Genomic DNA, 22,315 nt, shown 5'->3' on the forward strand with positions numbered 1-22,315 from the left:
CGCCGCAACCATGCGGCCCGGAGCCGAGGTTTCGGGGCCGCTGGCCAAAGCGCAGGGGTTCAGACGGTCGGAACGGTTCCGCCGTCGATGGTGTGTTCGGTGCCCGTGATCGTGGCCGCGCGGTCCGACACCAGGAAGGCGATCAGGCTGGCGACCTCTTCGGGCTTGGTCGGGCGGCCTATGGGGATGCCGCCGAGCGACTGCATGATGATCTGCCTGCCGCTCTCGTAGTCGGTTCCCTGCTCCTCGGCGAGGCGTTTGGCCAAGCGCACCGATGCCTCGGTTTCGATCCAGCCGGGAGAGACCCGCACCACGCGGACGCCTTTCGGAGAGACTTCCTTGGAGAGACTCTTGCTGTAGGCCGAAAGCGCGGCCTTGGCCGCGGCATAGGCGGTCGTCGCCTCCGGAAGGGGAAGAATGCGCTGGATCGAGGTGACATGGACGACGACCCCATGACCCTGCGCCACCATGTCCGGCACCAGTGCGCGGTCGAGCCGGACAGACGGGAACAGGTTCAGGTCGAGTTCCCTTTGCCAGTGTTCGTCATCAAGTGCGGCGTGGCCGCCGCCCGGCGTGGAGGATCCTCCGACCATGTGGACGACGATGTCGACCCCGCCCAACTCCTTACGAACCGCATCGACAACTGCCTTGCAGCCGTTCACCGTTGTCAGATCCGCGGCAATGAATGCATCCGCGTTGAGGGTTTCCGGGCGAGAACGCGCCGTTGTCAGAACCTTGGCGCCAAGTGACCGCAGCAGTTCGACGGTTGCGGCGCCAGCACCCTGGGTGCCTCCGGTCACGAGGGCGCGCTTACCGGTCAGGTTGAGAAAATCGGCCATGATCCGTCCTCCGGGTTATTGCTGAATGTTGCTTGAGGCAGAACCTAGGGGACGTCGGATGTTTGGATAAGGAGGATAAGTTGATATGCGTTGTTACGGTTTCGGGGATAATTGCTTTCGGAGCAGGGCCCAAAGATCGTCCTGCTTTTCGAAACAAGACATGCTACTTTATCCCTATTCCCGTATTTCCCTCCGCCCTTAGGTTCACTCTTGTCACGGCTGGCGCGTGGTCGCGTCGCCCTGAACCGTAAGAGGAGATGAACCATGAAACCCGAACTACCGAACGTGATCGAGCAGTATTTCTCGGCCGACAAGAAGGGCAACGCGCAGGCGCTTTCGGAATGCTTTGCAGATGGCGCAATCGTTGTCGACGAGGGCAATACATACACGGGGCGGGAGGCGATCCGGCAGTGGATGGCCAACGCATCGACGCAATACAGTTATACCGTGGAACCATTCTCCGTGACCGAGGAAGGTGAGCGCACCATCGTAACCAGCCGTCTCGTCGGCAATTTTCCCGGAAGTCCGGTCGATCTGCGATATCTGTTCCTGCTCCAGGGGGACAAGATCGCCGAGTTGGAAATCGTGCCCTGACGCGCCTTTCTGCCTGGAACGGTGTCGACTGCACGCATTGGGTTATTTTTCAACCGGCCTGTCCGGCAATTTGAAACTACTCGTGCAATTCTTAAGGTGGCGGGTAGTGGAAATTTCTGAGGGGCTGGACCATGCGTTGGCGGCAATTGACTGCGTTTCGGGAAACGATGGTGACGGGCACGGCAAGCGGCGCGGCCGAGATCATGGGAATCTCGCAGCCCGCCGTGAGCCGGCTGATCGATGCGCTGGAAGAGTCGTTGAGCATTACCCTCTTTGACCGGCGCACCGGTCGCATGGTGCCCACGCTGGAGGCGCAGCTTTTCTACGCCGAACTGCAGAACGCCTTTGCCGGGTATGACAGGCTGGTGGCCGCGGCCGAGGATATCCGGCTGGGCCGCCGCGGGTCGCTGCACATCGCCTCGATGCCGGCACTGGGGCTGAATTTCCTGCCCGACGCGATCGCCCGGTTCCGCAAGGTCCAGCCCAACGTGAAGATCCGGTATGACCTGCAACTGTCGATGCGGGTCGAGGAATGGGTCTCGTCCCAGCAGGTCGATCTCGGCTTGGCGGAGTTCCCGTTCGAGCGGCCGGGGATCGAGCGGGAAAGTTTCTGCGAAACGCCCTACGTGATGGCGATGCCCGCCGATCACCGGCTGAGCGGCCGCTCGGTCGTGATGCCCGGAGACCTCGAGGGCGAGCGGATGGTCAGCCTGAGCCCGGAAACGGTCGCCCGCCGCCTGCTCGATACGTGCCTCGCCGAAGCCGGTGTCACCCCGCAATTCGTCTGCGAGACCACCTATGCGGCCGGGGTCTGCGCGCTGGTCATGCGCGGGCAGGGGATCGGGCTGACGGACATGTTCACGGCGACCGACTTTGCCGGGTCGGGAATCGTCTTCCGGCGGTTCGAGCCCGAGATCGTGTTTCGCGTGGGCGTCCTCTATCCGCGGCACCTTCCGCGGTCGCGCGCGACGGGGGAATTCATGACAACGTTGCGCGCGAAACGGAACGAATTGATGTCCGGGGCCCAGCATTTATTGGCCATATAACATTACGTCATACAGCGTGAACCGGACGTAATTTGATCGGTGGGCATGGCTCTGCAATCCTGCCCGCCATGCTTGAACACCGCTCACCCTCCGACCAGATCAAGGCCCTCGACGGGCAGGTTTTCGACGTTGTCGTCATCGGCGGCGGCGCCGTCGGATGCAGCGCCGCCCGCGAGGCCGCGGCGGCCGGCTACACGGTCCTGCTGGCCGAGAAGGGCGATTTCGCCTCCGGCTCGTCCAGCCGGTCGAGCCGACTTCTGCATTGCGGCCTGCGGTATTTCGAGGCGCCGAACCCGGTGCGCTATTTCGCCCGCCATCCGGGGCGTTTCCTGACGTCGCTGAGCATGGCCCGGCAGGGGATGCGCGAACGGCGGGAGATGGTGCTGACATCGCGCGAGCGGGTCACGCCGATCGACTTCTTCTTCCCGATCTACGCCGACGGCCCCTATCGCCCATGGCAGGTCGACATGGCCTTCAAGCTGCTGAAGCGGCTGGCGCCGGATGACGTGCCGCTGGGCTACAACCGGCTGAAGACGCCCGAGGCGCTACAAAAGCCGATGGTCGCGGCGCTGGGCAACCGGGACAGGCTGGAAGGGGCGGCCCAGTTCACCGAGTACCAGTTCAACTGGCCCGAGCGCATCTGTGTCGATGCCGTGCTCGATGCCGAGGAGGCGGGCGCGGTGGCGCTCAACTATACCGAGGCCCGGATGGGCGACATGCAGAACGGCACCCGCAAGGTCACGCTTACCGGTCAGGACGGCGCGCGCGCCACCGTGCGGGGCTGCCGGGTGATGGCCATGTCGGGGATCTGGATCGACAAGGTCCTGTCGGGCACCGGCAAGCCCGCCGCGCGCAAGATCTTCGGCACCAAGGGCGGCCATATCGTCATCCGCCTGCCGGAGAAATACCGCGGGCAGGGGGTATCCACGATCAACAGCTGGGGCGAGCCGTTCTACTGTATCCCGTGGCATGACCTGCATTACATCGGGCCGACCGAAACGCCCTATGAAGGCGATCTCGACGATATCCATGTCGACGAGACCGACCTGGAGTTCCTGCTGTCCGAGACGGCGTCGTTGTTTCCCGGGCTGAACGTGACGCGGGACAAGGTGATCCGCACCTGGGCCGGAGTCCGGCCGCTGACCTACGATCCGGCGCATCCCAAGGGCAGCCGGGCGCGCGAATTGCACGACCTGGGCCGCGAGGGGCTGGAGGGCGTCTACGCGATGACGGCCGCCCCGGTGATGAGCCACCGCGACTCGGGCCGGAAGATCACGGAGGTGCTGCGCAAGGCGTTCGCCCCCTCGGGCGCGCCGAGCGCGCTGTCCTATCGCCCGCGGATGCCGATCGAGAATTCCAACGCGCAGCCCATCGCCGAGGGCGCCGGCTACACGATGGCCGATGTCCGCCACGCGGTTCGGCACGAACATGCGCGTACGCTTCTGGACGTGCTGTTCCGGCGCAGCGGTGTCGGCCTGCGGCACTGGTTCGGCGATGCCGAGATCGCCCGCGTCGCCGAGGAGATGGGCGCCGAGCTGGGCTGGACCGAGGCCGAGCGCCAGACAGAGATCGACCGGTACAAGCGGGAGGTTTCCCGCCTGTACGGCGTCCCAAACCGCCGGGACAAGGCGGATATCAACCACGATGCAACTATCCAACAAGGAGAAAGAGCATGACACGCTCCACTACGATTTCCCGCCGCTCGCTGCTCAAGTCCGGGGCGGCCGCGACGACCGTGGCGATGGTGCCCTTCTGGGCCGGCGCCGCGCAGGCCTCCTGTTCCACGCTGCGGGCGGGGATCACCGGCTACAACGTCATCAACACGCTCGACCCGGGCCAGATGACGCTGATCCCCGAGGCCTACATGGTCTGGGGCATCTTCAACTGCCTGCTGAAGTTCGACGAGGAGATGAACATCGTTCCCGACCTTGCCGAAAGCTACGAGTCGGTCAGCCCGACCGTGCTGCGCTTCAAGCTGCGCGAGGGGGTCAAGTTCCACGATGGCGAGGAGATGACCTCGGAAGACGTCAAGTTCACCTTCGACCGACTTCGCGACGAGTCGTTCGGCTCTCCGCACCGCTCGAAATTCAGCGCCATCACCGAGATCCGGACGCCGGACGACTATACCGTCGAGATCGAGACGGAGGAGCCCTTCGCGCCGATGCTGAGCTACCTGACGAACACCCGCACCGGCAGCCAGATCGTGCCGAAGCACATCCTCGAGAACGGCTCGAACGAGGAGTTCGCCTCGAACCCGGTGGGCACCGGCCCGTTCAAGCTGGTGAGCCACGAGCCGGGCGCGTCGCTCGAGCTGGCGGCGCACGGGGAGTATTTCGAGGAAGGCCTGCCCAAGGTGCAGACCGTGGAAGTGCCGCTCATCGCCGAGGAATCCGCCGGCGTGACCGCGCTTCTGGGCGGCAGCATCGACGTGACCAGCACCGCGCCCTTCGCCGACGTGCCGGAGCTGGAAGAGGATGACCGTGTGCAGGTGCTCAAGCAGGCGGGCACGAGCACCCGTTTCGTGAGCCTCAACAACTCGGTCGCGCCGTTCGACGACGTGCATTTCCGCCGGGCGCTGTCCTATGCGTTCGACCGGCAGGCGATGGTCAACGTGGTGCTGTTCGGCGAGGGCCGGGCCGCGAACGGGATCATCCCCAGCTCGATCTCCTGGGCCGCGACGCAGGAGACGCCGGAGCTGGTGACGCTGAACCAGGAGAAGGCACTGGCCGAGCTGGAGAAATCCCAGTACGGCCCCGGCACCGAGGCCACTGTGCTGACCTGGGGGTCGAGCTGGTGGAAGCGGTTCGCCGAGGTGTTCGTGCTGCAGGTGAACCAGGTGCTGGGCGTGAACTTCAAGGTGGAAGTGTCGGATTCCGGCACGGTCTACCAGCGGATGCAGACCGGGGACGTGCAGGCGTCGATCTGGGGCTGGCTGGGGCTGGTGGACCCGGATGAGTATGCCTACGAGATCTATCACACGGACGGGGCGCGCAATTTCGAGCATTATTCCAACCCCGAGGTGGACAAGCTGCTCGAAGCGGCCCGGCGGGAGACCGACCTCGAGGCGCGCGGGGCGCTGTATCGCGAGGCGGAGGCGCTGGCGATCGAGGATTGCCCGGTGCTGCCGTGTTTCGAGAGCAACGTGCACAACCTGCTGGCGCCCGACGTGGACGGGTTCGTGCAGCTGCCGTACTCGGCCTTCGGGGCGCAGCTTGCGGCGGTTGGAAACTGCTGAGCCATTCGCCTGACAAGGCCCCCCGCGCACCTGTCGCGGGGGGCCGCTGATCGACGGACCAAGCCAGATGCCCTCTAGCCTGAAATATTTCCTAACCCGCCTGTCGGGGTCGCTTGTCACGATGCTGGTCGGCACGATCGTCGTCTTCCTCGTGATGAAGGCCGCGCCGGGCGACCCGGCGCTGATCGTGCTGGGCGACTACGCGACCGACGAGACCGTGGCGGAGTTCAACCGCAAACACGGGCTCGACGCGCCGCTGACGGCCCAATATCTCGACTGGCTGGGCGGGCTGGTGCGGTTCGATTTCGGCCAGTCCCTGTCGGTCTCGGCGGGCGAGAATATTGGCGAGCTGCTGATCTACCGCCTGCCCAACACGATCTTCGTGGGCGTCTATGCCATCCTGATCGCCGTCACCCTGTCGCTGATCCTGGGCACGCTGGCCGCGCTGAACCGGGGCACGTCGGTCGACACCTCGGCCACGTCGCTGGCGGTGCTGGGCGTGTCGATGCCGGATTTCTGGTTCGGTTACATGCTGATCCTTGGCCTGTCGATCGGGCTGGGATGGTTTCCCTCCTACGGGTTCACACCGCCGTCGGACTCGCTGGCCGGGGCCTTCTACTCGGGCTTCCTGCCGGCGCTGGCGATCGCCGCGCCGATGGCGGCCGTCTTCACCCGCACCTTGCGCACCGCGCTGATCGAGAACCTCGACCGCGAGCACGTGATGGTGGCCAAGGCGATGGGGCATTCCGGGCGGTTCCGCTTCCTGCACCATGTCTTCCGCAATTCGCTGATCCCCTACATCACCGTCGTCGGCCTGCAGATCCGCTACCTGCTGGGCGGCGTGGTCATCATCGAGCGCATCTTCGGCATCAACGGCGTGGGGTCGCTGATGGTCGAGGCGGCCTTTGCCCGCGACTTCTTCGTGGTGCAGGCCTGTGCGGTCGTGTTCCTCGGCATCGTGCTGGCGGTCAATTACGTGGTCGACCTGATCTGCGCCATGCTTGACCCGAGACGCGTGAGGTAATCCCGATGAAACTCAAGCATTTCCTTCACAACCGCACCGCGCTGGCCGGGCTGACCATCACCACGCTGTTCCTGCTGGGGGTGTTCTTCGGGCCGATGCTGTCGAAATGGAGCAGCAACCAGCACGATTTCATGAATGCCCTGCAGCCGCCGTCCTGGGCGCATCCGTTCGGCACCGACAGCCTGGGGCGCGACGTGATCACCCGGGTCCTGGAAGGCGCGCGCATCTCGCTTCTGATCAGCGTCTCGGGCGTGTTCGCGGCGATGGTGTTCGGGATCACGGCGGGGCTCTACTCGGGTTTCCACGGCGGCTGGATGGACGTGATCGTCATGCGCGTCGTCGACCTGCTGTTCGCCTTTCCGGCCTTCGTGCTGGCGCTGTTCCTGATGGTGGCCCTTGGCTATGGCGTGACCAACGTGGCGCTCGCGATCATGCTGGTCTACCTGCCCATCTTCGCCCGGATCACCCGCAACATGACCGAGACGGTGCGCAACGACGCCTACGTGCAGGCAGCGCAGGTGATGGGGCAGGGCACCCCGCGCATCCTCTTCCGCGAAATTCTCCCCAACATCTCGGCGCCGATCCTTGTGCAGGCCACCATTGCCGTCGCCTTCGGCATCGTGATCGAAAGCGGGCTGTCCTTCATCGGGCTGGGCGTGCAGCCGCCGACCCCGTCGCTGGGCGTGATCATGGCCGACGGGCAGGAATATTTCCGCCGCTCGCCCTGGGTTCTGACGCTGAGCGGGCTGTCGGTGACGGTGGCGCTGCTGGGGCTCAACCTGCTGGGCGACGGCATCCGCGACCTGTCCGACCCCCGGCTGAAAGTGAGGGAATGACGATGACCGAGACATTGCTCGAAGTGAACGACCTGAACGTGGCGTTCCGGCTGGCCAGTGCCAACCTGACGGTATCGTCCGACGTGTCCTTCTCGGTCGACCGGGGCAAGGTGCTGGGCCTGATCGGGGAATCCGGCTCGGGCAAGACGGTGACGTCGAAGGCGATCCTGCGGCTTCTGCCGAAGAACGCCAGCCTCGAGGCCAGGGAAATCCGGTTCAAGGGCCGGGACATCAGCACGCTCACCGAGGCCGAGTTCAACCGCCTGCGCGGCACCGAGCTGGCGATGATCTTCCAGGACCCGGTGGGCTCGTTCAACCCGGTCAAGACGATCGGCTGGCATTTTCGCACGGTGGGCAAGCTGCACCGCGGCGCCGGCGCCCCGCGCGGCGAGATCATGAAGGAGGCGAAGGAGGTGCTGGCCAAGGCCGACATCGCCGATCCGGAGAACGCGCTGCGGAAGTACCCCCACCAGATGAGCGGCGGGATGCTGCAACGCTGCCTGATCGCGCTGGTGATGTTCTCCAAGCCCTCGCTGATCGTGGCGGACGAGCCGACGACCAACCTCGACAACCTCGTCGAGCGCCAGATCCTCGACCTGTTCGACAAGCTGCGGCGCGAGACCGATGCCTCGTTCATCTTCATCACCCACGACATGACCATCGCCGAGATGATTAGCGACAGCGTGATCGTCATGTATGCCGGCCAGATCGTCGAACAGGGCCCGACCGAGGCGCTGATGCGTCGCCCGCAGCACCCCTATACGCAAGGGCTGGTGCGGACGGCCCGCGAGCTTGAGGGCGAGGTCGAGACGCTGACGGAAATCTCGGGCGAGATCGGCACCGGCGTGCACCCGGAGAACCGCTGCCGCTTCGCGCCGCGCTGCCCGCTTTACGAAAAGGCCTGCGACCATGCCATCGCGTTGCGGCCGGTCGAGGGGCACGGGCTGGTCCGTTGCATCAAGGCCGGGCAGGGCGCAGAACACGAGGTGACGCCATGAGCGGATTGCTGGATTTCGACGACGTGGTCGTGACTTTCGGGGCCTCTGCCGGGATGATGTCGCGCCTGCGCGGCAGGACGACCAGCTTCAACGCGGTCGACCACGTGAACCTGTCGGTCGCGCGGGGCGAGATCCTTGGCATCGTGGGCGAGTCGGGCAGCGGCAAGACGACGATCTGCAAGGCCGCGCTGGGGCTGCATCCGGTGGCCGGCGGCGCGGTGACGCTGGACGGCAAGCCCGCGCGCCTCAGCGACGGGACGCTGCAGATGGTGTTCCAGGACCCGCTTTCCTCGCTCAACCCGCGCCAGACGATTGCCGAGGCCATCGCCATCCCCCTGCGCCTGCACGGGCGCGCCGGGCGGGGCAACATGGCCGAGGCGATCGACGGGCTGTTGAAGGATGTGGGCCTTGGCGCACAGTTCCGGAACCGGTTTCCGCATGAACTCTCCGGCGGGCAGCTTCAGCGGGCGGCCATCGCCCGGGCGCTGGCCACCAACCCCAGGGTGCTGTTCGCCGACGAGGCGGTGTCGAAGCTGGATGTCTCGGTGAGGGCGCAGATCCTCAACCTGCTGAAGCGGCTGCGGGACAGCCACGACCTGACCATCGTGTTCGTGACCCATGACCTGCATGTGGCGCGGTTCCTGTGCGACCGGATCGCCATCATGTATTTCGGCAAGCTGCTGGAGTTCGGGCCGACTAGGGCGGTCTATGCCGATCCGAAGCACCCGTATACGCAGGAGCTTCTGGGCACGCTCGACCACGAGCGCAAGAGCGTGGCCAGCACGCGCGACGTGTTCAACCCGCTGACCGACGACCGGCGCGCCTGCCGTTATCTCAACCGCTGTCCGCACGCCATGGCGGCCTGTGCCGAGCGCCACCCGGATTTCCGCAGCACCGGGCCGGGCCATGCCACGGCGTGCTACCTGTATGACGAGGCCACGACATGACCAAGGGGAAACGCACCGCGCTCATTACCGGGGCCGGCAAGGGGATCGGGGCCGCCATCGCCGCCGAGCTTCGCGCGGCGGGCTGTGCCTGCACGATCACCGGGCGGTCGGCCGAACGGCCGGAGGGGCTTGACGGGGCGATCGGCTACCTGCCGCTGGACTTTCTCGATCCGGCCAGCCGGGCGGCGGCGATCGGGCATGTGGAAACGGTGCTGCGGCCCGATATCCTGATCAACAATGCCGGCATCAACCTGAAGGGGGCGATGACCGAGACGGATGACGACCGGCTGGGGCAGATCCTGGGCACCAATCTCGAGGGGCCCTACGCCCTGACGCGGGCCTGCCTGCCGCACATGATGGAAAGGGGATGGGGACGGATTGTCAACATCACCTCGATCTGGAGCGTGGCGGGCAACCCGCTGAACACCGCCTATTGCGCCTCGAAATTCGGGCTGGACGGGCTGAATGCCGCGCTTGCGGCGGAGGTCGCGGGGAAGGGCATCCTGGTGAACGCGGTGTCGCCCGGCTATACGCTGAGCGAGACGATGCGCGGCAAGTACAGCCAGGAACAGATCGACCAGGCGTCGCAGCATATCCCCGCCGGACGGCCCGGCCGCCCCGAGGAGGTGGCCAGGCTGGTCGCCTTCCTGGCGAGCGACGCCAACAGTTACATCGTCGGCCAGAACATTTGTGTCGACGGCGGCCTGACGCGCACCTCCCACCCGTTCAACCGGCTTGGGTAAGGCGTTGAAATCTTGAACAGTACGAATTCTTCCATGGAGAGCCACATGCTACAGGGTGATGTACCCGTCGCCGCACGGCGGACCGATCCGCTGCTGACCCCGCTGAAGATCAGGGGGCTGGAACTGCGCAACCGGATCATGTCGACCAGCCACGCCTGCGGGCTGCAGGTCGACGGGTATCCGCAGGACGCCTACCAGGCCTATCACGAGGAAAAGGCGCGGGGCGGGATCGCGCTGTCGATGTTCGGCGGCTCGTCGAACGTGGCGCCGGACAGCCCGAACATCTTCAACCAGCTCAACGTGGGCGTCGACGGGATCATCCCGCACCTGCAGCGCTTTTCCGAGCGGATGCACGCGCAGGGGGCGGCGCTGATGTGCCAGATCACGCATCTCGGCCGCCGGGCGCAGCCCTATGACCAGGACTGGCTGCCCGCCATCGGCCCCTCGCCGCTGCGCGAGACCCTGCACCGGGCGATCCCGCGGGAGATGGACCGGCACGATATCGACCGGGTCGTGAAGGCCTATGCCGCGGCGGCGAAGCGCTGCGAGGAGGGCGGGCTCGACGGGATCGAGACGCTGTCGGGCGGGCACATGATCGGGCAGTTCCTGTCGCCCAAGACCAACCTGCGCACCGACGGGTTCGGCGGGTCGCTGGAGAACCGGATGCGCTTTGCCCTGATGGTGCACGAGGCGATGCGCGAGGCGACGAGCAGCGATTTCATCATCGGCATCCGCTGGGTCGTCGATGAGGGGATCGACGGCGCGCTGACCCCGGAGGAAAGCCTCGAGGCCGCGCGGCGGCTTCAGGAAACCGGTACGATCGACTTCTTCAACGCCATCTATGGCTCGATGGATACGCTGCGCGCGCTCACGGTCGAGAACATGCCGGGCATGGGCTCGCCGATTGCGCCATGGGTCGAAACCGTCGGCCGCTTCAAGCGCGAGGTGAAGTTGCCGGTCTTCCATGCCGCGCGGATCTCCGACCTTGCCTCGGCCCGGCACGCGGTGGCCGAGGGGCATATCGACATGGCGGGCATGACCCGCGCCCAGATCGCCGATCCGCATCTGGTGGCGAAACTGGCGGCCGGGGAGGAGGAGCGCGTGCGCCCCTGCGTCGGTGCCCAGCACTGCCAGTCGCAATACCGGCCGAAATGCCTGCACAACGCCGTGACCGGGCGCGAGACATTCCTGTCGCACAAGGTGGAACCGGCGGCGAAGAAGCGCCGGGCGGTGGTGGTCGGCGCCGGGCCGGGCGGGCTGGAAGCCGCGCGGGTGCTGGCGCTGCGCGGCCACGAGGTGACGGTGCACGAGGCCGCGCCGCGCGCCGGGGGGCAGGTGATCCTGGCCTCGGAAGGCTGGCGCCGCGACCTGACCGGCATCATCGACTGGCGGCTGGCCGAGCTGGAGCGGCACGGCGTCGAGATCCGGTACAACGATTTCATGGACGAGGCTTGCGTGGCGGCGCTGGATCCCGACCTTGTCATCCTTGCCACCGGCGCGCTGCCGCAGACCGATTTCGGCACTGGCGCCGATCTGGTGGTCAGTGCGTGGGACATCATCGGCCGGCAGACCCAGCCCGCCGAGAGCGTCCTCGTCTGGGACGGCACTGGCCGCCATCCGGCGCCGATGGCCGCGCGCATCGCCAAAGAGGCCGGCGCCGAGGTGACCTTTGCGACGATCGACGGCGGGCTGGGGCAGGATCTGACCTATGCCGAGACGACGCGCTGGAAGACCGAGTTCGCCAAACTGGGGATCGAGCCGAAAATCGACCAGCGGCTGATTTCGGTGGAGCGCAAGGACAACCGGCTTGCCGTGACGATTCTCAACGAGCTGACCCGGCAGGAGCTGCACCACGTGGTTGACCAGGTGATCGTCGACATGGGCACGATCCCCGACAACGACATGTTCGAGGCGCTGCGCGGGCAGGCGGGCAACGAGGGGGTAACGGATATCGATGCCCTGCTGGCCAGCCAACCGCAGCCGCGGGCCCGCAAGGGGTACGAACTGCACCGGATCGGCGACGCGCTGACCAGCCGGAACGTCCATGCCGCGATTTACGACGCGTTCCGGCTTTGCCACGTTGCATAGGCCTCGGATCGCGTGCACCTTCGGGCGGACATGGCGGAACATCTGGGCGGCGGGACCGCGGCCCCACGGCCCGAACAGGAAGGGAAGAACATGAAACTGAGCGATTTCAAGGTATTGACCTTTGACGTCTACGGCACGCTGATCGACTGGGAAAGCGGCATGGTCGAGGGGCTGAAGCCGCTCACCGACAAGGTCAGCCGCCACCTGACGCGCGACGACATCCTCGAGGCGCATGCCTATTACGAGTCGACCACCCAGCGCTGGACGCCCGCCAAGAAGTATTACGAGTTGCTGGCCGTGGTCTATCGGCGGCTGGCCGAGGAATGGGGGGTCGAGGTCACGTGGGAGGAATGCGCCGCCTACGGCACCTCCGTCCGGCACTGGCCCGCTTTCGACGACAGCCGCGAGGCGCTGGCCTATCTCAAGCAGCATTACAAGCTGGTGGTGCTGACCAATACCGACAACCTCAGCTTTTCCGGCTCGAACGCCCGGCTCGGCGTGCATTTCGACGGGGTCTATACCGCCGAGGACGTGGGCAGCTACAAGCCGTCCGACCGGAATTTCGACTACATGCTGGAGACACTGGCCCGGCAGGGGATCGGCAAGGGCGACATCCTGCACACCGCCGAAAGCATGTTCCACGATCACCAGTCCGCCAACAAGTACGGTCTGGCCAATTGCTGGATCTACCGGCGCCACGACAAGGAAGGCTTCGGGGCGACGATGAACCCGGGCGAGTTGCCGCGCTACGATTTCCGCTTCGACAGCATGATGGACATGGTCCGCGCGCATCAGGCGGAGTTGGCCAAGCCAGGTTGAGGTCCGTAGACAAGAGACCAGGGCGGCGCGTTATGTAACCAAGTGAACAGGCCGGATCTTGTCTTCGGGCCGGTCCCGTCTGGCCCGGGCGATAGTGTCGGAATGTTGTGCGGTGATTTGAGAACGCCGCTGGAGTGTCAGGCGATTGCCGCCCGCGCTGCTGATTGTGTCGGCCCGTCGACGATCATCACGGGGCAGCCGCGTGAACACCGCTCGATGCGGCTGTCGATGCCGTAAAGTTGGGCGATCAGGGCGGGGGTCAGCACCTCCAGCGTTGGCCCGGTGGCAAGGATATGCCCGTCGGCCAGCGCCATCACGGTTGTGCAGGCGCGCATCACCTGGTTGAGGTCGTGCAGCGCCAGGATCAGCACCGCGCCGGTTTCATCCGCGTAGCGGCGCAGCGCGTCTAGCACCTCGTATTGGCGATAGAGGTCCAGCGCCGAAGTCGGCTCGTCCATCAGCACCACCTTGGGGCGCGTGACCAGCGTCTGGGCGATGCTGACCGCCTGTCGCTGGCCGCCCGACAGCTCCGGCAACTGCCGATCGGCCAGATGCGCAATGCCAAATCGGTGCAGCACATCCTCGGCCGCTGCCAGTTCTGTGCTCGACAAGCGCCAGCCGCCGCCGCCCTGTTTCAGTGCGAGGATGACGGATTCATAGACGGTCAGCGCGGCGCTCATGGCGGTATCCTGCGGCATGTAGCGCAGGTCATCTTCGGTTGTGCCGTCAAGGCGGACTGCACCGGTGCCGCGCAATTGCCCGGCGATGCGGCGGAACAGGGTCGATTTCCCGGCGGCGTTGGCACCGACCAAGGCGGTCAGCACTCCGCCCTCGATCTCAGGGGTCGAGACGTCGCTCAGGATCTGGTGGCGACCGTAACGCGCGCCGATCCGGTCGAGTGCAAGGCTTACCATGACTTGCGTCCCTTCGTCAGGACCAGCGCGGCAAAGAACGGCACGCCCACCAGCGCGGTGATGATGCCGATGGGCAGAACCGCGCCGGGCAGGATGGCCTTGGACAGGACCGAGGTCGACGACAGGATCAACGCGCCCGACAACATCGCGCCGGGCAGGAAAAACCGCTGATCCTCGCCCAGCAGCAACCGCGCGACGTGCGGGCCGACGATGCCGATGAAACCGATGGTGCCGACGAAGCTGACGGGCACGGCGGCCAGCAGCGAGACAAGGAACAGCGCCTCCAGCCGGAGGCGTTTCACCGGCACGCCCATAGCGGCGGCGCGGGTTTCCCCCAGCCGGATCGCGGTCAGCGCCCAGGCCCGGCGGGCAAAGAGGGGCGTGCAGACCAAGAGGATCGTGGCGGTGACGGCGACCTTGGCCCAGGTCGCCTTGGTCAAGCTGCCCATCGTCCAGAAGACCACTGCCGACAGAGCCTGTTCCGACGCGAAGTACTGCAGAAGCGCGAGCGCCGCATTGAAGCTGAAGACCAGCGCGATGCCCAGAAGCACGATGGTTTCCACCGTCACGCCCCGCAAAGTCGACAGGCCGAACACCAAGAGCGACGCGGCCATCGCCATTGCAAAGGCGTTGATCGGGACCATCAGACCGATCGCCGCCGGAAACAGTGCCACGCCCAGCACCATCGCCAGCGCTGCGCCAAAGCTGGCCGCTGCCGAAAGACCCAGCGTGAAGGGGCTCGCCAATGGGTTGGCGAGAACCGTCTGCATCTGTGCGCCCGCCAGTGACAGGCTGGCCCCCACCGTGATCGCCAGCAGGGCCATCGGCATGCGGATATCCCAGATCACCACGCGCATCTGCAAGTCCGAGGCCCCCGGCGCAAAGATCGTGCGCAGAACGTCCCACAGCGGATAGCGGGCGGGGCCCAGCGACACATCGACGGCCAACGACAGCCCCAGCAGCAGGGTCAGGCCGCTCAGGATCGCGATCCGCCGCGCGACGAGGCCGAGATAGGCGGTGGCTAGGGTATTCGTCGTGACAGCAGCCATGGGGGCTCCGGAGGTCGGGGGCGGCACGAGGATCGCCCGGTTCAGTCGGTCGCGGTGTCCAGCGAGACCCAATAGCCGGGCTGGTACTGCACCGGCAGGAAGCGGTCGTGCAGTTCGGCCAGCGTCGCCTCGGGGTCGAGATCAGGGAAGAGGTCCGGGTGCAGCCAGGTCGCCAGCCGCTGCACGGCCACAAAGCTGTAGGGATTGTTGTAGAACTGGTGCCAGATGGCGTGGACGTTGCCCTTTTCCACCGCTGCGACGCCGGTAAAGCCGGGGCGTTCCATCAGTGCGGCGAGCTTTGTGCGCGCCTCGAATTCATCCGCACCCGGCCCGACCCCGATCCACGCACCACCCGGTACATAGGCGTCCCAGTTGCCACCCGTCACGACGATCTGATCGGGGTCGCTGGCGATCACTTGCTCGGCGTTGATGGTGCCGAAAGTTCCGGGGATAAACGGCTTGGCCATGTTCTCGCCCCCCGCCAACTCGACGAATGTACCGAAGTTGCCGTCGCCAAAGGACATGCAGCATTCCTCGGTATAACCGCCGGCGCGCTCGACAAAGACCAGCGGGCGGTCGAGGTCCGGCTGCGTCTCGATCACGTCTGTCACGCGGGCGATCTGTTTCTCGTAGAAGGCGTTGAATTCGGCGGCGCGGTCTTCCTTGCCAAAGAGCTGTCCGATGATCTGCATTGACTGGGCGGTGTGCTCGAACGGCTTCTCGCGAAAGTCCACATAGACGATCGGGATGCCGACCTTGGCCAGCTTGTCCTCGTATCCAGCCTCGTCCGTGGCGGCCTTGGCCTCGAGATTCAGGATCATCACGTCGGGGTTCAGTGCGACCGCTTGTTCGATGTCGAACGTGCCATCCTTGAAACCGCCGAAGGTGGGAATGTCGGCGATCTGCGGGAACTTCTCGGCGTATTGCGCATAGCTCTCGGGGGCCGCTTGCAGCAGGTCATCGCGCCACCCGACCACGCGCCTGAAGGGGTCTTCGCCATCCAGGACGGCGGCAAAGAAGATCTGCCGTCCCTCGCCAAGGATCACCCGGTCGGCGGGGCCGTCCAGGGTGACCTCGCGCCCGGTGATGTCGGTGACGGTGATCGGACCGGCAAGCGCCAGTGTCGGCAGAATGGCCAGCGCCATGGCGCAAAGCAAACGGGTAGGAGTCATGTGCGTGTCCTCTGCTCGTGTCTGGGCGTGGCATAGCGATGGTCGACAAAATGAGTCAAGATATAAGTTGACTAAAACAGTCAGCTAAAAAATGCCTAAACCGGGCAATGTATTGGGCCACCCATGACCGTTCCGCATCCGAAGAGCCGCGGCACGACGGCCCGTGGAAGAACGGCCGGTTGGCCGTACTCGACGCGGCCCTTGACCCTGTTATCTGCATGAAATATTGGTCACCAGTGTTGAGCGGGCGTTGTGTAATGGTAAGACCTCAGCCTTCCAAGGAAGCGTTGTGAGCTTCTCCTAGTCGCGCATACTTGCTATCTATTTCATTTAATTTCAGAATGTTTTGCATCGAGTATCACCTCGTATCGCCAGATTGCATCTAGTTACCTACAAAAAACCGACAAACATGCCCAAGCTTACAGAGACCTACGCCCGCAAAATTCCCCAGACAAAAACGGGTACCGACAAGTACTGGGACAACGAACTCAAGGGCCTCGTTCTGTTCGTCGGAAAGAGATCGAAAACGTGGTATTTCCAGAAGGATGTTGGCGGGCAGACCAAACGCGTATTAATCGGTCGCTTCCCCTTGATTTCGGCGCAGGCGGCAAGGCAGACTGCTCTGGGTTTGGCGCTCGAAATGGGACGCGGGGCAGGGAAGGCCATTCAGATCGGTCCTCCGACACTGGAGCAGGCCATGGAAGTCTATCTCGCCCGTCCCAAGCTTCGGTCCGACGACTACAAGAAGGGTGTCCGTGATTGCCTCAACAAGCACATGAAGGACTGGCTCCGATTGCCGCTGGATGAGATCACCAAGCAGATGGTCGTTCGCCGGCACCAGGAGCTCTCATCCCATCCGGTCGGCGCCAACCGAACATTGCGCATGCTGAGGTCCATCTGGAACCATACCCGGCGCACGTATGATCTGCCGGAGTGTCCGACGATGGCAATCGAGTGGAATCCGGAGCCCCCGAACGGCACGGTCATCGATGACCTCAGCCGGTGGCGGCGAGAGGTAGATGCACGTTACAATCCCATCCACCAAACGTTCTACGAGCTGCTTCTGTTCAGCGACCTGCGAAAAACCGAGGCGCTGACCCTTGAATGGAAGAACGTCCACGACGGGCACATTCACGTGCCAATGACCAAGAATGGTCGAAGCTTCGATCTGCCGATCCTGCAAGTTCATCATGAGATCATGGCGCCGTTGCGTGGTCTGAGCCGGCGTTGGGTGTTTCCGTCGCCCAAGGGGCCGGACGGCCGATTGGCCGCGCCGCAAAGGTTCAGGTGGAACCCGCACACGCACCGCCGCACCTTTGCGACTGTCGCAATGGAAGCGGGTGTGTTGGAGGAGATCGTTGGGCGTTTGCTGAACCACACGCCGCTATCAATAACGGGGCAACGCTACGCCCGTCCGAGCCTTGATGCACTTCGGCCTTCGATGGAAGCTACGTGTGTGGAATTGCAGAGACGAACTGGAGGTGGGGCTGTTGATCCTGAAGCATAGGTTTCGCGAGAGCTCCGATCCGCGCCCCAAGTCGAATACGTTCACTGGGGAAGAAGGCATTGGTATGCTAACCAGTGGTGAGTACGTCCTTGAGCCAAGGCAGACCGAACCGCCCTTCGAGCTTCTCACGGAACTCAACTCTCGGGTTGGCCGCCGCGATCTATTCGGCCCTCCGATTGATGATCCCAAGGTCCTTGAAAAGGTTTCCAGCAAAGTCTTTGCCTACGGTACCAGGCATTCCGTGGTAGAAGGGTTGCCCATCACTTGGTTCGATAACGCCAGGCAACTGAGGAGCGGGGCAGAGGTCATCTTGAGCCAGTGTGATGGCGACCAAACCAATCTCTTTGAGCAGGCACGTGCGACTCTAAAATTTTACATCAGGGAGAATGCCCAAACCATTAGCTGGCGAGGGACACCATCAGAACAAGAGCGCGTTGAGAACCGCTTAATTAGGTTGCGATCCAGGAACTTCATGCGTGGCACCTGCGACTACGCGCAGCTCCGGGAAGAGTGGTTTGATTTTCCATGAGCAGATCGCGGAGCTGGGGAGGGTGCTCGACCAGATGCTCTTCGTGGCGCTAGCAGAAGGCCGCATTATCTGCTCAGAAGAGCACGCTGGGGGACCTCACCTGCTTCCGCCTCAGCATATCGGCGCGTTGATTGAAAAGAGTTTCTCAAAGAAGGGCTACAGTTACTGCTTCACTCGAGACTTGCCCGCTGATTGGTTTGAGGCATCGGACTCGCTGCCTGCTAGACGGCGCAAAGCTCGCGCGTGGATGGAGAGCACGTTCAAACACTTCAGGAGTGAGGGGCGCCGAGCCAGCGCAAAAGACTTGATCTTTGTCGCACAGGAAAAATTCCACATTACGGACCACGCAGCGAAAGGCGCGTGGGAGGAAGCAAAAACAAAACTCGACGTCAAGGCCGGTAATATTGCAGGCAAAAATAGAGTAAAAATAAGCGAAATCAGTGCTTTAAAATAATGCAGGGGTAAAGCTTGGCCCCCCAGAATTTTATCCCTTCCGAAAGTAAATGAAACTGGATCGTACGAAAAGACGTACGGAGAAACTTCATGGAACTTGATGCAGGTGATCGGCTTTTGGACCGAAAAGAAGTCGAGCAACACTTCGGAATCCCGAAACGATATCTCGAACTTGCTGTGATGCGGGGCGACGGCCCCCGCATCGTGCGTGTTGGCAGGCTTGTTCGGTATCGCGTCAGCGATGTGCGCCTCTGGATTGAGGCAAACGCAAGTGCGGAGGGCTGAGACATGAACACGAGAGCAAACGTTGGTTACGGCAAGCTGCGATTTAGGTGGAAAGAGCAAGTGTTCGCGTCTGCGACGCTTGGCAGAGGCGCCAAACTTCTAGCTGTCTGTCTTTGCGATACATACGTCAACAGGGATACAGGTCAGTGCTTTCCCAGCAATCGGGCGTTAGCTGATCGAATGAACACCTGCACACGGACAGTGCAACGGCACCTCAAAGAATTGCTGGATGGTGGTTGGTTAAGGCCGGTCCAAAAACGAAGCGTTCGGCGAGCGTTTCAGCTTGCCTTCCCGAATGGAAAGGTCGCTCCGCCTGAAAATGACAGGGCTGTCGCACCAAAGGTGACAATTACGTCCCCTGAACATGACAAAAGTGACGCGCCCTATAAGAACCAAAGGAATAACCAAGTAAATGAGCGCTCCGTCTCACGGCCACTGAAGTTTCATCTCTACTCTCACGACGCCGTGCGTCCAGAGTGGAAGAACTGGATCCGGACAAACACGGATCAGGATCCCGATGACGTGTTGGGCTGGCTGAGAAATGGCACAAACGTTTGCCTGCCATCGAAGTATCCGCCAACAGGATATGACCCAACCTACTCGGCCTTCTTCCAGGCTGTGATTTCCACCAAGGGGGCGTGCTTGAGATTATGAAGGAGCAGCGAGGGGAAAATTGCATCCGGGCTCTCGAATGGGAATGCGTGTGCGCAGTCTACTAGCGCGGGGAACGGCGCGAGATCAGGCTGGTTCTAAATTGGGTCTGGTACAGCCCGTACGCTTACGGGTCCTTCTGGAGCCGGGCGATTACGGTGCGGCGGAGGGTGCGGATCTTTCTGTTGCCAATTCTGCCAAGGGTGCAACATATTTAAAGCGTGCAACACATCGGGCAACGAACCAGCGTTCACTCAGCTATCTGCTTAATGCCAGTTACCTGCAATGTTTTGCGTCATTGGTAGCGTGGGTCCTTCCCCGGAAACTTTCACACGGGGGTAATTCGCACCCCGGGGAAGGGGTGTATGTGGTTGTCAAACCAGGGTGAGATTGGGGTTGGTGTTGTTGTTTCGTCGCTCCGGTCAAGATAGGAACGATGCACATTTTTGATGAAGGACTACTATCAGCACTATCTTAGTGCCGCGCAATAAATACGAATGTATTGGAGCATGTACTGCCCAACCTGCTTGCGAGCCGTTTACGTTGGGGACCCTATTGCATCGGTTTAGGCGGCTCCAATTAGACCTGAGTTCTGTGCAAACCGATGATAATCAGAAGCCATCTGAAAGAGGCATGGGAAAATAGGAGAGAGGATTGACGGAAACGTTCTCGTCCAGGTCCCGCGCCCACCGGTGGCCAGCATGCACTGCGGCGGCGATGATCGACGGGGCTTCGCAGTCGCCGATGCGGCTGACCGACTTGATGCCGGCCTCTTCCAGCGCGGGGCCGAGGGACGACAGTTGATGTGTCTAACGTCAGCACCTACCGTACAGATTTAGGTGTTTGAGGAACGGAGGATTTCTGGTTCATCGAAGCCATAATGGAGCGAAGATGAACAAGAGATCCGGAACATCCAAGGATGCTGCTGACAAGCTTGTCAGGGGTATCAAGCGTAAGACCCGTAAGCACTACTCGGCGGAGGAGAAGATCCGCATCGTGCTTGCCGGGATGCGGGGCGAAGAAAGCATAGCGGCCCTGTGCCGTCGTGAAGGGATCGCCGAGAGCCTTTATTACAGCTGGTCGAAGGAATTTCTTGAGGCTGGGAAGAACCGGCTGGCGGGTGACACGGCCCGTCAGGCGACAGCTCCCGAGGTCAAGGGACTGCGCTCTGAGGCAGCCGCGCTGAAAGAAGTGGTCGCGGATCTGACACTGGAGAACAGGCTGCTCAAAAAAAGCACGTTCGGGGATGGGGAGGACGACGCATGAGATACCCAGCCTCGGAGAAGCTCGAGATCATTCGGACAGTCGAAGCCTCGCATTTGCCGGTCAGGCGGACCCTGACCATGCTCGGCATTCCCAGCAGCACCTATTACCAGTGGTATGCGCGGTGGGCCGATGGCGGCATTGACGCTTTGCGTGACATCTCCCCGCGGCCTCGGTCCGTGTGGAACCGTATCTCGGACGAGATCCGATGAGAAACGGTATTTTGTATCTGAGTCCTCGGCATACCGCATTCTCAAGGCCGAGGACCTGATCACGGCTCCGGCCCATGTGGTGATCCGTGCCGCCGATGAGTTCCGGGACAAGACAACTCGGCCCAACGAACTCTGGCAAACCGACTTCACCTATCTCAAGGTCATCGGTTGGGGCTGGTTCTATCTCAGCACGATCCTCGACGATTACAGCCGCTACATCATCGCGTGGAAGCTCTGCACGACAATGAAGGCCGTGGATGTGACGGACACGCTGGATCAGGCGCTGGAGGCCTCGGGCTGTGCTCATACGACAGTCGTTCACAAGCCCCGGCTGCTCAGCGACAACGGCTCGTCCTATGTTGCGGCCGACTTGGCCGACTACCTCGATACCAAGGGTATGGATCACGTCCGCGGAGCGCCGCACCACCCACAGACCCAGGGCAAGATCGAACGCTGGCACCAGACCATGAAGAACCGGGTTCTGCTGGAGAACTACTATCTGCCGGGGGATCTTGAACGCCAGATCGGCGACTTCGTCGGATACTACAACACTCGGCGATACCACGAGAGCCTGGATAACCTGACGCCGGCTGACGTCTACCACGGTCGGGGTCAGACGATCCTGAAAACGAGAAAGGAGATCAAGAAACAGACAATCCGAAAGCGCCGGTTGCAGCACAAAGCCGCGGCCGCCTAAACTCAAACAGAAACCGAGCCAGAGCCTCCGTTACCAAAACAAACGACGTGTCCGAAAAACTCTGAAGACGGACAATCTGCGAGCCTCTGTGCCGGCACAGATTGTAGTGGGCATGAATGTCACCGTCACGGCCGCGGATCACGATCACGGAGTCCCCGAAAAGGTTCAGCGTGAAGTAGTCACCAGCATCGGGAATGCGGGATCCGTGATCGATCAATAGCCAGTTCCGAGGCAATAAGCGGCTGACTTCATGGTCGAACACGGAGGTGCATGCGTAGAAACCGCGATCCAGTGTATAGCCGGGGCGCTGCGCCTCGATTGCTTTAAAGATATCAGGTTTTTGCATTTGGTGCCTCCGAAGCGACGTGTTCAACTTGCGAAAGCGATCCTGGTAACCAGCGGCCCTCTTGTGGG

At 63.0% G+C, this 22,315-nt stretch carries 21 protein-coding genes and 1 pseudogene; 17 read left to right on the top strand and 5 right to left on the bottom strand.

All coding sequences use genetic code 11. The features are described 5' to 3' along the window. Positions 1–59: 59 nt before the first annotated feature. Complete coding sequence (locus ACO07J_RS02490; RefSeq protein ID WP_422025978.1) at positions 60–839, bottom strand: SDR family oxidoreductase; 780 nt, start codon at positions 837–839, stop codon at positions 60–62. 264 nt (positions 840–1,103) lie between these two features. Between ACO07J_RS02490 and ACO07J_RS02495 the strand changes: the two genes are divergently transcribed. The 11 genes from ACO07J_RS02495 (at position 1,104) to ACO07J_RS02545 (ending at position 13,169) form a co-directional block, all read left to right on the top strand. Beyond that, positions 1,104–1,433, top strand: a complete 330-nt coding sequence (locus ACO07J_RS02495) for a nuclear transport factor 2 family protein (protein ID WP_422025980.1) — start codon at positions 1,104–1,106, stop codon at positions 1,431–1,433. 131 nt (positions 1,434–1,564) lie between these two features. Next, complete coding sequence (locus ACO07J_RS02500) at positions 1,565–2,479, top strand: LysR substrate-binding domain-containing protein (RefSeq protein WP_422025982.1); 915 nt, start codon at positions 1,565–1,567, stop codon at positions 2,477–2,479. A gap of 68 nt (positions 2,480–2,547) precedes the next feature. Continuing rightward, on the top strand, positions 2,548–4,155 hold the full coding sequence (locus ACO07J_RS02505) for an FAD-dependent oxidoreductase (protein ID WP_422025983.1): 1,608 nt from the start codon (positions 2,548–2,550) through the stop codon (positions 4,153–4,155). Beyond that, on the top strand, positions 4,152–5,714 hold the full coding sequence (locus ACO07J_RS02510; protein ID WP_422025985.1) for an ABC transporter substrate-binding protein: 1,563 nt from the start codon (positions 4,152–4,154) through the stop codon (positions 5,712–5,714). Before ACO07J_RS02505 ends, ACO07J_RS02510 begins: the two co-directional genes overlap by 4 nt. 67 nt (positions 5,715–5,781) lie before the next feature. Then, a complete protein-coding gene (locus tag ACO07J_RS02515) occupies positions 5,782–6,738 on the top strand; it encodes an ABC transporter permease (protein ID WP_422025987.1) in 957 nt (318 codons plus the stop codon). 5 nt (positions 6,739–6,743) lie between these two features. Beyond that, positions 6,744–7,574 (top strand): ABC transporter permease, encoded by an 831-nt coding sequence (locus tag ACO07J_RS02520; RefSeq protein ID WP_422025989.1) that lies wholly within the window; start codon positions 6,744–6,746, stop codon positions 7,572–7,574. 2 nt (positions 7,575–7,576) lie between these two features. After that, positions 7,577–8,572, top strand: coding sequence for an ABC transporter ATP-binding protein (locus ACO07J_RS02525; protein ID WP_422025991.1), 996 nt, complete (start codon positions 7,577–7,579; stop codon positions 8,570–8,572). After that, on the top strand, positions 8,569–9,519 hold the full coding sequence (locus ACO07J_RS02530; protein ID WP_422025993.1) for an ABC transporter ATP-binding protein: 951 nt from the start codon (positions 8,569–8,571) through the stop codon (positions 9,517–9,519). The genes ACO07J_RS02525 and ACO07J_RS02530 overlap by 4 nt, the downstream gene beginning before the upstream one ends. Beyond that, positions 9,516–10,262 (top strand): SDR family NAD(P)-dependent oxidoreductase, encoded by a 747-nt coding sequence (locus ACO07J_RS02535; protein WP_422025995.1) that lies wholly within the window; start codon positions 9,516–9,518, stop codon positions 10,260–10,262. Before ACO07J_RS02530 ends, ACO07J_RS02535 begins: the two co-directional genes overlap by 4 nt. 45 nt (positions 10,263–10,307) lie before the next feature. Then, positions 10,308–12,350 carry an FAD-dependent oxidoreductase gene (locus ACO07J_RS02540; protein WP_422025997.1) on the top strand — a complete coding sequence of 681 codons (2,043 nt, stop codon included), beginning with the start codon at positions 10,308–10,310 and terminating at the stop codon, positions 12,348–12,350. Positions 12,351–12,440: 90 nt separating this feature from the next. Next, on the top strand, positions 12,441–13,169 hold the full coding sequence (locus tag ACO07J_RS02545; protein WP_422025999.1) for a haloacid dehalogenase type II: 729 nt from the start codon (positions 12,441–12,443) through the stop codon (positions 13,167–13,169). Positions 13,170–13,306: 137 nt separating this feature from the next. On the opposite strand, the gene ACO07J_RS02550 is transcribed toward ACO07J_RS02545, so the two are convergent. Genes ACO07J_RS02550 through ACO07J_RS02560 form a run of 3 tightly spaced genes read right to left on the bottom strand, consistent with a single transcriptional unit; the run spans position 13,307 to position 16,304 of the window. After that, a complete protein-coding gene (locus ACO07J_RS02550; protein WP_422026001.1) occupies positions 13,307–14,083 on the bottom strand; it encodes an ABC transporter ATP-binding protein in 777 nt (258 codons plus the stop codon). Further along, complete coding sequence (locus tag ACO07J_RS02555) at positions 14,077–15,132, bottom strand: FecCD family ABC transporter permease (RefSeq protein WP_422026003.1); 1,056 nt, start codon at positions 15,130–15,132, stop codon at positions 14,077–14,079. Before ACO07J_RS02555 ends, ACO07J_RS02550 begins: the two co-directional genes overlap by 7 nt. A gap of 41 nt (positions 15,133–15,173) precedes the next feature. Then, on the bottom strand, positions 15,174–16,304 hold the full coding sequence (locus ACO07J_RS02560) for an ABC transporter substrate-binding protein (RefSeq protein WP_422026005.1): 1,131 nt from the start codon (positions 16,302–16,304) through the stop codon (positions 15,174–15,176). A gap of 409 nt (positions 16,305–16,713) precedes the next feature. Here ACO07J_RS02560 and ACO07J_RS02565 point away from each other — a divergent pair, with 409 nt between their 5' ends. From ACO07J_RS02565 to ACO07J_RS02590, 6 genes and pseudogenes are all read left to right on the top strand, one after another. Continuing rightward, positions 16,714–17,811: a tyrosine-type recombinase/integrase gene (locus tag ACO07J_RS02565; RefSeq protein WP_422026006.1), complete on the top strand. Its 1,098-nt coding sequence runs from the start codon at positions 16,714–16,716 to the stop codon at positions 17,809–17,811. Beyond that, entirely contained in the window at positions 17,795–18,340 is a 546-nt protein-coding gene (locus ACO07J_RS02570) for a hypothetical protein (protein ID WP_422026008.1), read from the top strand. Before ACO07J_RS02565 ends, ACO07J_RS02570 begins: the two co-directional genes overlap by 17 nt. Beyond that, positions 18,327–18,794 (top strand): hypothetical protein, encoded by a 468-nt coding sequence (locus tag ACO07J_RS02575; RefSeq protein WP_422026010.1) that lies wholly within the window; start codon positions 18,327–18,329, stop codon positions 18,792–18,794. The genes ACO07J_RS02570 and ACO07J_RS02575 overlap by 14 nt, the downstream gene beginning before the upstream one ends. 89 nt (positions 18,795–18,883) lie before the next feature. Beyond that, a complete protein-coding gene (locus ACO07J_RS02580) occupies positions 18,884–19,078 on the top strand; it encodes a helix-turn-helix transcriptional regulator (protein WP_422026012.1) in 195 nt (64 codons plus the stop codon). A 3-nt stretch (positions 19,079–19,081) separates the two neighbouring features. Beyond that, positions 19,082–19,732, top strand: coding sequence for a helix-turn-helix domain-containing protein (locus ACO07J_RS02585; RefSeq protein ID WP_422026014.1), 651 nt, complete (start codon positions 19,082–19,084; stop codon positions 19,730–19,732). Positions 19,733–20,620: 888 nt separating this feature from the next. After that, a pseudogene (locus ACO07J_RS02590) lies at positions 20,621–21,901 on the top strand (IS3 family transposase). On the opposite strand, the gene ACO07J_RS02595 reads toward ACO07J_RS02590, so the two are convergent. Beyond that, the gene (locus ACO07J_RS02595) at positions 21,846–22,247 is read right to left on the bottom strand and encodes a Rieske 2Fe-2S domain-containing protein (RefSeq protein WP_422026016.1); all 402 of its coding nucleotides are present in this window, start codon (positions 22,245–22,247) and stop codon (positions 21,846–21,848) included. The pseudogene ACO07J_RS02590 and the gene ACO07J_RS02595 sit on opposite strands and share 56 nt — an antisense overlap. Positions 22,248–22,315 lie beyond the last annotated feature (68 nt).

The sequence above is a fragment of the Roseovarius sp. genome, assembly GCF_965228755.1.
Taxonomy (GTDB): domain Bacteria; phylum Pseudomonadota; class Alphaproteobacteria; order Rhodobacterales; family Rhodobacteraceae; genus Roseovarius.

Coding starts and splice junctions, on each gene's coding strand:
- ACO07J_RS02490 (WP_422025978.1), bottom strand. CDS start 839: ATGGCCGATTTTCTCAACCTGACCGGTAAGCGCGCCCTCGTGACCGGA.
- ACO07J_RS02495 (WP_422025980.1), top strand. CDS start 1,104: ATGAAACCCGAACTACCGAACGTGATCGAGCAGTATTTCTCGGCCGAC.
- ACO07J_RS02500 (WP_422025982.1), top strand. CDS start 1,565: ATGCGTTGGCGGCAATTGACTGCGTTTCGGGAAACGATGGTGACGGGC.
- ACO07J_RS02505 (WP_422025983.1), top strand. CDS start 2,548: ATGCTTGAACACCGCTCACCCTCCGACCAGATCAAGGCCCTCGACGGG.
- ACO07J_RS02510 (WP_422025985.1), top strand. CDS start 4,152: ATGACACGCTCCACTACGATTTCCCGCCGCTCGCTGCTCAAGTCCGGG.
- ACO07J_RS02515 (WP_422025987.1), top strand. CDS start 5,782: ATGCCCTCTAGCCTGAAATATTTCCTAACCCGCCTGTCGGGGTCGCTT.
- ACO07J_RS02520 (WP_422025989.1), top strand. CDS start 6,744: ATGAAACTCAAGCATTTCCTTCACAACCGCACCGCGCTGGCCGGGCTG.
- ACO07J_RS02525 (WP_422025991.1), top strand. CDS start 7,577: ATGACCGAGACATTGCTCGAAGTGAACGACCTGAACGTGGCGTTCCGG.
- ACO07J_RS02530 (WP_422025993.1), top strand. CDS start 8,569: ATGAGCGGATTGCTGGATTTCGACGACGTGGTCGTGACTTTCGGGGCC.
- ACO07J_RS02535 (WP_422025995.1), top strand. CDS start 9,516: ATGACCAAGGGGAAACGCACCGCGCTCATTACCGGGGCCGGCAAGGGG.
- ACO07J_RS02540 (WP_422025997.1), top strand. CDS start 10,308: ATGCTACAGGGTGATGTACCCGTCGCCGCACGGCGGACCGATCCGCTG.
- ACO07J_RS02545 (WP_422025999.1), top strand. CDS start 12,441: ATGAAACTGAGCGATTTCAAGGTATTGACCTTTGACGTCTACGGCACG.
- ACO07J_RS02550 (WP_422026001.1), bottom strand. CDS start 14,083: ATGGTAAGCCTTGCACTCGACCGGATCGGCGCGCGTTACGGTCGCCAC.
- ACO07J_RS02555 (WP_422026003.1), bottom strand. CDS start 15,132: ATGGCTGCTGTCACGACGAATACCCTAGCCACCGCCTATCTCGGCCTC.
- ACO07J_RS02560 (WP_422026005.1), bottom strand. CDS start 16,304: ATGACTCCTACCCGTTTGCTTTGCGCCATGGCGCTGGCCATTCTGCCG.
- ACO07J_RS02565 (WP_422026006.1), top strand. CDS start 16,714: ATGCCCAAGCTTACAGAGACCTACGCCCGCAAAATTCCCCAGACAAAA.
- ACO07J_RS02580 (WP_422026012.1), top strand. CDS start 18,884: ATGGAACTTGATGCAGGTGATCGGCTTTTGGACCGAAAAGAAGTCGAG.
- ACO07J_RS02585 (WP_422026014.1), top strand. CDS start 19,082: ATGAACACGAGAGCAAACGTTGGTTACGGCAAGCTGCGATTTAGGTGG.
- ACO07J_RS02595 (WP_422026016.1), bottom strand. CDS start 22,247: ATGCAAAAACCTGATATCTTTAAAGCAATCGAGGCGCAGCGCCCCGGC.